Raw genomic sequence first — 1,239 nt, 5'->3', positions numbered from 1 at the left:
CCGTACGGGAACGTGCGGATGGATCACCTCCTTTCTAAGGAGCAATTCATATATCTCTTTCTATTGGTAATGTTCTTACATTACTTCTTGAACATTGGAAACTACATAGTAATTAGAGAAACCAAACAATTTTACTAAATTTTTTAGTAGAGTTAGCAAACTTAAATTTAAAGATTAAGAGAATTAAGGGCACACGGTGGATGCCTAGGTAATAAGAGCCGATGAAGGACGTGGTAAGCTGCGATAAGCCTGGAGTAGTTGCAATCGAACTTTGATCCCAGGATTTCCCAATGGAGAAATCTACTAAGATGAAGTCTTAGTGTGAAAACGGTAACCAGATGAACTGAAACATCTAAGTAGTCTGAGGAAAAGAAAGTAAAAACGATTCCCTAAGTAGCGGCGAGCGAACGGGGACCAAGTCTAAATCGCGTAAGTGTCAAGAATGCAGTCGTTGCTTGCGCGAGGTTGTGGGAAGCTTTTTGAAGAACTGCAAGATATTCAACGAGTTGTTTTAAAGAATTAGAATAAGTTGGAAAACTTAACCATAGAAGGTGATAGTCCTGTATAGGTAATTTGTAACAATCGTAAAGCTCTCCCAAGTAGCACGGAACACGAGGAATTCTGTGTGAATCAGCGAGGACCATATCTCGTAAGACTAAATACTCTTGTTAACCGATAGCGTATAGTACCGTGAGGGAAAGGTGAAAAGAACCCCGGGAGGGGAGTGAAATAGAACCTGAAATCGTGTGCTTACAAGCGGTCAGAGCCCGTAAGGGTGATGGCGTGCCTTTTGGAGAATGATCCTGCGAGTTACGTTTAACGGCAAGGTTAAGTATACCGGAGCCGTAGGGAAACCGAGTCTTAATAGGGCGCTAAGTCGTTAGGCGTAGACGCGAAACTTGGTGATCTAATCCTGTCCAGGGTGAAGCTGTGGTAAGACACAGTGGAGGCCCGAACTCACCGCCGTTGAAAAGTTGGGAGATGAGATAGGTTTAGGGGTGAAACGCCAATCGAACTGAGAGATAGCTCGTTCTCTCCGAAATGCATTTAGGTGCAGCCTTAAGAATTAAATTGCGGGGGTAGAGCACTGAATAGTCTAGGGGGCATATTGCTTACCGAAGCTAACCAAACTCCGAATACCGTAATTTTTAATCTTAGGAGTGAGACTATGGGTACTAAGATCCATGGTCAAAAGGGAAACAACCCAGACCGTCAGCTAAGGTCCCTAATTATAGCTAA

At 43.3% G+C, this 1,239-nt stretch carries 1 rRNA gene; it reads left to right on the top strand.

Features of this window, described 5'->3' with window-relative positions:
- Positions 1 to 172: 172 nt before the first annotated feature.
- Positions 173 to 1,239 (top strand): 23S ribosomal RNA (locus tag HF862_RS09915); the annotation flags it as partial.

The sequence above is a fragment of the Fusobacterium sp. FSA-380-WT-3A genome (assembly GCF_012843705.1).
Taxonomy (GTDB): Bacteria; Fusobacteriota; Fusobacteriia; order Fusobacteriales; family Fusobacteriaceae; genus Fusobacterium_B.
The sequence above is the reverse complement of the archived record's forward strand: the minus strand, read 5'-3'. Positions and strand labels throughout refer to the sequence as shown.